Source organism: Brotaphodocola sp., assembly GCF_050873065.1.
Taxonomy (GTDB): Bacteria; Bacillota; Clostridia; order Lachnospirales; family Lachnospiraceae; genus Brotaphodocola.
In genome coordinates, this window is record NZ_JBNMIC010000070.1 from 1 (window position 1) to 9229 (window position 9229).

A 9229-nucleotide genomic window follows, 5' to 3' on the forward strand; every position below is an offset into this window, starting at 1 on the left:
CCGTCACACCCTCAACGGCATCAATCACAAGAATGACTACATCGGCGCGCTCCACAGCCGATACGGTGCGGATAATGCTGTAACGCTCGAGATCTTCCTTGATCTTGCTCTTTCTTCTGAGTCCTGCGGTATCGATGAAAACATACTCGGTTCCATTGTGAACCACCTCGGTATCAACGGCATCGCGGGTCGTACCTGCGATGTTTGACACGATCACGCGGTCCTCACCGAGAATCTTGTTGATGATCGAAGATTTGCCCACGTTCGGCTTTCCGATGATCGCCACACGCGGACGCTCATCCTCTGCATCCTCCATCTGATCGGTCGTAAAGTGACGGCTGACCTCATCAAGCAGATCACCGATTCCAAGACGGGAAGCACCGGAAACTGCGATCGGATCGCCGATTCCAAGGTTATAAAATTCGTAGATATCGTTTCCGAACTTCTGGAAGCTGTCGACTTTGTTGACTGCTAAAACGACCGGCTTGCCAGACTTTCTGAGCATGTCCGCTACCTTCGCATCGGAATCGACAAGGCCCTGTCTGACATCGACAAGGAAAATAATGACATCTGCCGTGTCAATTGCAATCTGTGCCTGCTCTCTCATCTGGGAGAGGATGATGTCCTTGCTGTCCGGCTCGATACCACCGGTATCCACCAGCGTAAAGTTCATATTCAGCCAGGTACAGTCCGCATAGATACGGTCTCTGGTTACGCCCGGAGTGTCTTTTACGATGGAAATCGTCTCACCCGCCAGCACGTTGAACAGGGTGGATTTTCCCACGTTCGGGCGTCCTACAATCGCTACAATCGGTTTGCTCATTCTCAAATCTCCTTCAATTCGTATTTATTATGTTCGGTATTTTGTTCAGTATCCGGGTACAGGATCGCATCAACGAGATCCTGTCCGCTTGATTTTACAATATTCACCGGAACTTGTAAAGCATTTTGCAGTTCTGTGCGCGTCACATCGTCGAGAAAGACCTCTTCCCCGCTTCTAAACATGCATGCCGGAAGCAGCAGTCTCTGACCGAGTTTCTGCCCCGTCAGCTGGGCTTTTAAATCCTGTCCCGTGATCAGACCTGCGACTGTGATCATCGGTCCAAAGAAATCGTTGCGGATCTCATAGATATGCACTTTTTTCTGCGGAAACATCTTCTCGATCTTCTCAACCTGCTTTTTCAAATAAGGAAAGGCAAGCATTCCGGTTGCAATCGAGAGTTCTTCCGCCTCGACTGCCTCCACCGTTTTCTGGCTGTCCGAATCCCCCTGCCTATTCTGACGCTTATGGCTCTTCTTATTTTTCTGGTCTTTGTGGTGATTCTTTTTATTCTGTTCCTTCTTCAATTCCTCAAGCGCCTCAGTGACCTCGGTGTCGAGAAGGCGGAGCATGCCGACTCCGTTCTCGAGCTGGATATATCCGTCATAGCGCTCCTCCTCCGGCATCGGGCGCTCCGCTAAGATGTAGAACTCATCACTCGCATGAACAAAGTGAATTCCATGTTCCTCATAAATTTTTTTCTGCCAGCGCTCAATGATCTCGATCGCATCCTCCGCCCGCTTCTTATCAAACGGTTTCATCGGGTAGAGACCATCGCGGTACTTTGTCAGTCCGACCGGAACGACCGACAAACTCTGCATGCACGGAATATAGTTTGTGAGATCTCCGATCGTGCGTTCAAGCTCCTCCCCGTCGTTCACATCCGGACAGAGAACAATCTGGCCATTCATCGGAATGTCCGCCTGATAAAGACGGTCGATGTTCTCAAGTGCCCGCCCTGCAAAGCGGTTGTGAAGCATCTCACAGCGCAGTTTCGGGTTTGTCGTGTGAACGGAAATGTTGATCGGCGCAAGTTTAAAATCGATGATACGCTGAATATCATGCTCTTTCATATTTGTCAGCGTGACATAATTTCCCTGAAGAAACGAGAGTCTTGAGTCGTCATCCTTAAAATAAAGCGTCTCTCTCATTCCCGGCGGCATCTGGTCGATGAAACAGAAAATGCACTTGTTGCTGCACGACTTGTAATCACTCATCAGACCGTTCTCAAAGTTGATTCCGAGGTCTTCGTAGTCATTTTCGATCTCAAGCTCCCACAGCTCTCCGTCTGCCTTCTCCACTTCCATGACCATGCTCTCGCTGTCCACATAGTACTCATAGTCAAAAATATCTTCCACTTCATTTCCATTGATTGTCAGCAGACGGTCTCCTGTCTCAAGCTCAAGTTCTTCCGCAATCGAGCCCGGATCAATGGATTTTATCAAATGACCTTTTTTCTTCATTAATTAATTCCTCGTTACTGGTTATTGATTTCCTAATCGAATCGTTTTTTCTTGTTTCTATATCTTTCCATACCTATCTTTTTATCATAACAAGATTCCCGCTCTTTGTAAAGGAACAAGACTTTGTTTTTTTTTACGAAATTCGACAGTTTCCTATTGACTGCCTTGTTTTCAAAATGGTATAAAAGAGATTGGATTTAACTTCAATTTAACCGAATAATATTTGTGAAGGAGCTTAAAAATGGCAAACAATTATGTGTTCAATGATGTTCTTCCGGTTGCACCGCTCAAAATCGCAGCCCTGGAAAGTTGCCGGGATCTCGCTGGCAAGGTCAATGACCACATCGTCAAATTCCGCAGAAATGATACGGAAGAGCTGATTCGCCGTGAGAAAGATCTCAATTACCGCGGCTACGATGTAGATTCTTATCTTCTTGACTGTTCCTGCCCGCGTTTCGGTTCCGGCGAGGCAAAGGGCGTGATCAATGAGTCCGTCCGCGGCGTCGATCTGTTCGCAATGGTGGACGTCACCAACTACAGCATCCCTTATACCGTCTGCGGTTACACCAACCACATGTCACCGGACGATCACTTTCAGGATCTCAAGCGCATCATCGGTGCTTCCGCTGCAACAGCACACCGTGTCAACGTGATTATGCCATTTTTATATGAAGGCCGTCAGCACAAGCGCACGAAGCGTGAATCCTTAGACTGCGCAATGGCACTTGAAGAGCTCGTAGAGATGGGTGTCTCCAACATCATCACCTTCGACGCTCACGATCCGCGCGTACAGAATGCAATTCCGTTAAGCGGATTTGACAACTTCATGCCGACTTACCAGTTCGTGAAGACTCTGTTCAAGCATGACCAGTCCTTAAAGATTGACAAGGATCACCTGATGGTCATCAGCCCGGATGAGGGTGCGATGAACCGTGCTGTTTACCTTGCCAACAACCTCGGAGTTGATATGGGTATGTTCTACAAGCGCCGTGATTACTCCCGCGTTGTGGATGGCAGAAACCCGATCGTTGCCCATGAGTTCCTCGGTTCCTCTGTGGAGGGCAAGACAGTTCTCATCATCGACGATATGATCGCTTCCGGAGAGAGCATGCTCGACACTGCAAAGGAACTGAAAGAGCGCAAGGCTGACAAAGTTATCGTTTGCTGTACCTTCGGTCTGTTCACCAGCGGCCTTGAGAAGTTCGATGATTTCTACAACCGCGGTTACATCGACTATGTCATTACGACAAACTTAAACTATCGCCCGTCTGTTCTTTTAGACCGCCCATGGTACTTAGAGGCTGATATGAGCAAGTACATCGCTGCCATCATCAACTCCTTCAACCACGATGTCTCCATCGGTGCTTCTCTGTCCCCGACAGAAAAGATCCAGAATCTGCTCCGCAGATACCATTCCGACGGATACGATTACATCGGCTCCATCAAATAATATACAGCAGTGAAACCTAACACTGGCAATCAGCAAAATCAGCAATAAGATAGGCTATTGCAAGGCAGAAAACAATCTGTTTTGCAATAGCCTTTTCTTTAACCTATTTCTCTTTTAAACATAGAAATGCAGAGAGGTTTCCACGCTCTTTTCCGACTGCACGGTGCGAGAACAAAAAATCCGGGTTGCAGCGGGTGCAGATATCTGTCGTGTGGATGTTCTCCGGCTTCACTCCGCGCTCTGCAAAGATGATCTCATTCGCCCTCCAGAGGTTCAGCTGGTACTTTCCATTCTCCTTGCGGTAAAACAGTTCGTTGTGGTATTCCGGGGCGAAGGCCGCTGCAAACTCCTCGACGACCTCAGCGCCAACCTCAAAGCAGTCCTGACAGATGCTCGGACCGATGCAGGCAATCACATCCGAAGCATTGGTTCCAAAAGCTTTCTCCATCTCATCGAGTGTCGCTTTTCCCATGCGCTGAACCGTTCCCCTCCATCCCGAGTGGGACAGACCGATCGCGCGGTGAACCGGATCGAGAAGATAGAGGGGCACGCAGTCCGCATAGAAGGTCACAAGTGTGACTCCCGGCAGATCTGTGATCAGACCATCCACATCCCTGTAATCGCGTGGATAGACTACGCCTTTTCCGATGTCTTCCTCTGTCACTCTTCTCACATTTGTGGTATGTGTCTGGTAAGACACAACCATCTTTTCCATGTCAACATCCAGAACATCTGCCATTCGCTGATAGTTTTCCAGCACATGCGCCGGATTGTCTCCTCTTGTAAATCCAAAATTCATCGTCGAGAAGATCCCCTCGCTCACACCGCCAATTCGCGTTGAAAAGGCGTGTGACACCATTCCGGTCTGCTCAAGTGCCGGAAATGTCAGATAGCAGACCCCGTTCTTCTCATTGATCTTCAAATGTTCTTCTGCATTTTGTTTTCTAATCCAATCCGCCATCGTTTTTCCTCTCTTCATCGAAATTCTTCGTTCCTGCCGCGTCCCCGCCGCATCAAAATGCATTTCTGATCCAGCGAATCTCCGATCCGAGAATCGCAACCACATCAAAACGACAGCGCGTCTCCTCGCCGTATCGGTTTCGATAGAGATAATATCTTGCCGTATTCCGGATCCTGTTCTGCTTCTGCCAGCCGACCGCCTCTTCGGGATCTCCGCTCGATGACGAGCTTCGGTACTTGACTTCCACAAAGACAATCGTCTGCCCGTCTCTTGCAATCAGGTCGATCTCCCCCGACCTTGAGCGGAAATTTCTCGCAAGAATCTCAAGTCCCTGCACTCTCAGCCATTCTTCTGCGAGGTACTCATATCGCGCTCCCATTTCACGGCGATTCATTTTCCACTTCCCTGCATGATCTTTCCGATAAAGCTTCTGCGGTGAATCGGACACGGGCCGTACTCCCGCAATGCCGCCGTGTGGGCTGCCGTTCCATAGCCCTTATGCTTCGCAAATCCGTACTCTGGGAAAATCTTGTCATACTCAACCATCATGTGATCCCTTGTCACCTTCGCAAGCACACTTGCCGCCGCAATCGAGAGACTCTTCGCATCTCCCTTGATGATCGGAACCTGAGGAATCTCAACACCCGGAATCGTCACTGCATCGTTGAGCAAAAGATCCGGCTGAATACTGAGACCTGCGATCGCACGGCGCATCGCCTCATAAGTCGCCTGCAGAATGTTAATCTCATCAATCACATCCGGACCGACAATGCCGACGCTCCACGCAACCGCCTTTTCCTGAATCTCAAGAAAAAGGGCTTCCCGGCGCTTCTCGGAAAGTTTCTTGGAATCGTTCAGATACAGGATGTCACAGTCCGGCGGAAGAATCGCTGCTCCTGCAACAACGGGACCTGCAAGCGGCCCCCGCCCTGCCTCGTCAATTCCGCAGATTGCTGTGCACGCCGCATAGGTGTCCTCATATTCCCGCATTTTCTTCAGGCGTTCAAGCTCTGCCTGAAGCTTTTCTCCCTTGAGTTCTCTCAGTGCCATCACTCTGCCTCCGTCTGCTCTGCCACTTTCTTTGTCTCCTTGACTTCTGCCTTTTCAGATTCATCCGACTTTGGCGGAAGTTCCAGTGTGATCCGCCCGAGACGTCCAGAGCGGAAATCTTCGATCAGAATCGCAGCAGCCTTGCTGTAATCCGGCTCTCCACCCTTCTTTAAGCAGCCGCGGGTGCGCGCAATCTGTGCAAGGATCTCTCCCGGCTCTCCCTTTTCTTCCTCCGTCAGCGCATCTAACTTATAGCGCTCCGTCATCACTTCCGGGCATCTCTTCATCAGAAGCCGGATCAGCTCCACCGCAAGCTCGTCCTTATTCAGAATCTCATCGTTGATTGAACCAATCATTGCCAAAAGCAGACCGACGCGCTGATCCTCGAATCTCGGCCAGAGAATTCCCGGAGTGTCGAGAAGCTCCAACGTCTTATTGAGACGGATCCACTGATTTCCCTTTGTCACACCCGGCTTGTTTCCGGTCTTTGCGCACGCTTTTCCGGCAAAAGAATTGATAAATGTAGATTTTCCGACATTCGGGATTCCCACTACCATCGCGCGAACCGGGCGGTTTAAGATTCCGCGGCGGCGGTCACGCTCAATCTTCTCTTTACATGCCTCCTGTACCACACTGTTGATCTGCTTGATTCCCGCCTTGCTTCTCGAATCGAGCTTAACCACAAAACATCCCTTTGACTGAAACCAGGATGCCCAGGCTGCACTTGCACGCTCATCTGCAAGATCCGATTTGTTGAGCAGAATCAGTCTCGCCTTTCCCTTTCCGAGTTCATCGATGTCCGGATTGCGGCTTGCGAGCGGCACACGCGCATCCACAAGTTCCACAATCAGATCGATGAGTTTGATGTCTTCTTTCATGGCTCTCTTGGCCTTTGTCATATGTCCCGGATACCACTGAATGTTCAAATTTTTTCCTCCCATCCAAAATTTATGCTACAAACAATGCTTATCTTATGATCGAATCAATCCAAAACCAGAAAGCGGGGCGATTCGGATCCACACTTTCCCGATAATCTGTTCTTCCCTGATATTTCCCACATTGACAAAACGGCTGTCCTCACTGCTCTCCCGGTTATCTCCTAAAAGGAAATATTCTTTTTCCTCGAGCGTGATCGGGGTCTCCGCAAGTCCTGCAAGAGATACGGTTCCTGCCTCCGGGAACGCCGCTCCGTTGATATAGACCGTTCCATTCTGAATATGAACTGTGTCACCGGGAATTCCGATCACCCGCTTCACATTTGTCTTCTTGTCCTCACGCTCATACACAACAACATCCATGCGGTCCGGCTTTCCAAAATCGTAAGCCATTCGATTAATCAGAACCACATCCCCGGAATTTAAGAGAGGCTGCATCGAGGGACCCCCGACAACAATCTGAGAACCAAAAAAATTGAGGAAAAACCAGGCGAATGCCAATGCGACTGCAATATCCACCACCCAGCTGGACACACGCCGAACCAGGTTGCTTTCATCACTTCGATAAAAATACACGAAATTACTCCATCTTCATCTCAAACACAGGGAAATTCATCCCTATAACAAAAGGGGGGACAATAAACATTGTCCCCTCTCGTCTACGCAAAATTCGCAAAATTATTTAACCAGCTCTTTTACCTTTGCAGCCTTACCAACTCTGCTTCTCAGGTAGTTCAGTTTTGCACGTCTTACTTTACCCTTTCTAACAACCTCGATGTTGTCTACGAACGGGGAATGTACCGGCCAGGTCTTCTCTACGCCGATTCCGTTAGAGTTCTTACGAACGGTGAAGGTCTCTCTAGCGCCGCCGTTCTGTCTCTTGATTACGGTACCCTCGAATACCTGGATTCTCTCACGGTTACCCTCTTTGATCTTGTTGTATACCTTAACAGTATCGCCAACGCGGAACTCCGGTACAGATGCCTTCAGCTGAGCTGCTTCAATGTTCTTAATAATTTCGTTCATTTGTGTGAACCTCCTTCATATACTTGACATTCTTAATGCGTCCTGCGCAACAGAGGAATATCTCTTTTTTCTTCGTCACAACGCATCAATTCTATCATATTCATTTTGTAATTGCAAGTACTTTTCTAATTATTTTTTGATGATTCTTCTTCCTGCATTTCCTGCTGTGCCCGCAGTTTTGCAAGATAAATCTTCTCTTTTTTGCTTAAAACCGCATCATCGAGAAGATCCGGCCGGCGCTCCAGAGTGCGCTTGATCGACTGCTCCCTGCGCCACTCCTCAATTTTCTTGTGATGACCGGATAACAGCACATCCGGAACTTTTCGTCCCTCATAGACCTCCGGTCTCGTGTACTGCGGATACTCTAAAAGATTATCGTGAAACGACTCGATCTCCGCAGACACATCGTTGTTGAGAACCCCCGGCACAAGACGGGAAATACAGTCGATCATCACCATTGCCGGAAGCTCTCCTCCCGTCAGCACATAGTCTCCGATCGAGAGATAATCTGTCACGATCATCTCAAGTGCGCGCTCATCAATTCCCTCATAGTGTCCGCAGAGAAAGACGAGATCCTCCTCTTTTGAGAGTTCCTCCGCAATTTTCTGATTGAAAACTTTTCCCTGCGGAGTCATGTAGAGAACTCTCGGGCGCTTTCCGATTTTCTCGCAGAGCGCTTCGTATGCATCACAGACAGGTGCTGCCTGCATCACCATTCCGGCACCGCCGCCGTATGGCGCATCATCCACATGACCGTGTTTTTCTTTTGTATAATCCCGGATATTGACCGCCTCAATCGAGAGAAGTCCCTTCTTTGTGGCGCGCCCGATGATGCTCGTGTTCAGTCCGTCCATCACCATCTCCGGAAACAGTGTCAGAATGTGATAATTCACGTTCTCTTCCTCCATCTCTTAACATCTATTGTTGCCGCGAAATTCTTACAGATCAAGAAGTCCGTCCAAAATATGCACGGTGATCACGCCCTCTTCGAGATCGATGTTCAAAATACACTGTTTGATTGCCGGGAACAGATATTCCTTGCCATCATTTCCGTCAATGATATAAACATCATTTGCTCCGGTCTCCATGACATCTTTCAGGGTACCAAACTCCACGCCCTCATCCGTCACAACTTTCAGCCCGATCAGATCCACGATGAAGTTCTCGTTCGGTGCAAGTTTTACTGCCTGGTCACGGTTGATCAGCAGATCTTTTCCCTTGTATTTCTCGATCTCATTGATGTCATTAAACTCTTTAAATTTCAAGATGACCATGTTTTTGAAAAATTTCACCTGCTCAATATTCAGGGTCAGCTTTTCCCGTCCTGTATCTAACATCACGGTCTTGAGCTTTTTAAAGCGCTTCGGATCATCGGTGGTCGGGAAAACTTTCACCTCTCCGCGTACTCCGTGCGTAGAAGAAATCACACCTACTCGCAGTGTCTGTTCCATCATTTAACTCTCCTAAAAATATAAATTTCCTGTCATATAAAAAATGGGTCAGGGCAATTTCCTATCATACAAA

General features: G+C 48.7%; 11 protein-coding genes. 1 reads left to right on the plus strand and 10 read right to left on the minus strand.

Annotated elements, in window-relative coordinates:
* Together der and ACR0QE_RS12145 are read right to left on the minus strand one after the other, a co-directional pair.
* The coding region (der, locus tag ACR0QE_RS12140) for a ribosome biogenesis GTPase Der (protein WP_432628609.1) at window positions 1–823 on the minus strand (823 nt) is incomplete at its 3' end.
* Between the two features lie 2 nt (window positions 824–825).
* Window positions 826–2283, minus strand: coding sequence for a DUF512 domain-containing protein (locus ACR0QE_RS12145; RefSeq protein ID WP_432628610.1), 1458 nt, complete (start codon window positions 2281–2283; stop codon window positions 826–828).
* 241 nt (window positions 2284–2524) lie between these two features.
* Between ACR0QE_RS12145 and ACR0QE_RS12150 the strand changes: the two genes are divergently transcribed.
* Window positions 2525–3733 (plus strand): ribose-phosphate pyrophosphokinase, encoded by a 1209-nt coding sequence (locus tag ACR0QE_RS12150; protein ID WP_432628611.1) that lies wholly within the window; start codon window positions 2525–2527, stop codon window positions 3731–3733.
* Window positions 3734–3836: 103 nt separating this feature from the next.
* Here ACR0QE_RS12150 and pgeF read toward each other — a convergent pair whose 3' ends face one another.
* The 8 genes from pgeF to rimM all read right to left on the minus strand — a co-directional run bounded on the left by pgeF (window position 3837) and on the right by rimM (window position 9156).
* The gene (gene pgeF, locus ACR0QE_RS12155) at window positions 3837–4694 is read right to left on the minus strand and encodes a peptidoglycan editing factor PgeF (RefSeq protein ID WP_432628612.1); all 858 of its coding nucleotides are present in this window, start codon (window positions 4692–4694) and stop codon (window positions 3837–3839) included.
* A gap of 52 nt (window positions 4695–4746) precedes the next feature.
* A complete protein-coding gene (locus ACR0QE_RS12160) occupies window positions 4747–5088 on the minus strand; it encodes a YraN family protein (RefSeq protein WP_432628613.1) in 342 nt (113 codons plus the stop codon).
* On the minus strand, window positions 5085–5744 hold the full coding sequence (locus tag ACR0QE_RS12165) for a ribonuclease HII (RefSeq protein WP_432628614.1): 660 nt from the start codon (window positions 5742–5744) through the stop codon (window positions 5085–5087). The genes ACR0QE_RS12160 and ACR0QE_RS12165 overlap by 4 nt, the downstream gene beginning before the upstream one ends.
* Window positions 5744–6670, minus strand: a complete 927-nt coding sequence (gene ylqF, locus ACR0QE_RS12170) for a ribosome biogenesis GTPase YlqF (RefSeq protein ID WP_432628615.1) — start codon at window positions 6668–6670, stop codon at window positions 5744–5746. Before ylqF ends, ACR0QE_RS12165 begins: the two co-directional genes overlap by 1 nt.
* Before the next feature lie 45 nt (window positions 6671–6715).
* Window positions 6716–7255: a signal peptidase I gene (gene lepB, locus ACR0QE_RS12175; protein WP_432628616.1), complete on the minus strand. Its 540-nt coding sequence runs from the start codon at window positions 7253–7255 to the stop codon at window positions 6716–6718.
* A 102-nt stretch (window positions 7256–7357) separates the two neighbouring features.
* Window positions 7358–7705 carry a 50S ribosomal protein L19 gene (gene rplS / locus ACR0QE_RS12180; RefSeq protein WP_177978582.1) on the minus strand — a complete coding sequence of 116 codons (348 nt, stop codon included), beginning with the start codon at window positions 7703–7705 and terminating at the stop codon, window positions 7358–7360.
* A gap of 125 nt (window positions 7706–7830) precedes the next feature.
* Window positions 7831–8598 (minus strand): tRNA (guanosine(37)-N1)-methyltransferase TrmD, encoded by a 768-nt coding sequence (gene trmD / locus ACR0QE_RS12185; RefSeq protein WP_432628617.1) that lies wholly within the window; start codon window positions 8596–8598, stop codon window positions 7831–7833.
* A gap of 45 nt (window positions 8599–8643) precedes the next feature.
* Window positions 8644–9156, minus strand: coding sequence for a ribosome maturation factor RimM (gene rimM / locus ACR0QE_RS12190; RefSeq protein WP_432628618.1), 513 nt, complete (start codon window positions 9154–9156; stop codon window positions 8644–8646).
* Window positions 9157–9229 lie beyond the last annotated feature (73 nt).